1 pseudogene is annotated in these 272 nt (G+C 65.8%); it reads right to left on the bottom strand.

From position 1 onward, the window contains the following. Positions 1 to 272, bottom strand: a pseudogene (locus SB772_RS41135) (hypothetical protein); the annotation flags it as partial.

Here is a 272-nt window from a genome sequence, read left to right as displayed (position 1 = left end):
ATCAGCCACTGGCCGACGAAGGTAATGCCCGCGTCGAGCACGAGCGCAACGATCAGAAGAAAAGCCACGCCCAGTACGAGGCCGAACGAGATCAGCCGCACGCGCACGAGCGCGATGACCGACGAGGCGCGCGGCCCTTCCAGCGGCCACACTATATTGAGTGCGGAATTGAGCGACGAAAACGTTGCGGAAGCGCCGATCGCCAGCATCGCCAGCGAGATCAGCGCGGCCACGCCGCCCGCGTCGCCCGCGCGATGGGCGTTCTGCACGAT

It is taken from the genome of Paraburkholderia sp. SIMBA_030, assembly GCF_046535245.1.
Classification (GTDB): Bacteria; Pseudomonadota; Gammaproteobacteria; order Burkholderiales; family Burkholderiaceae; genus Paraburkholderia.
The sequence above is the reverse complement of the archived record's forward strand: the minus strand, read 5'-3'. Positions and strand labels throughout refer to the sequence as shown.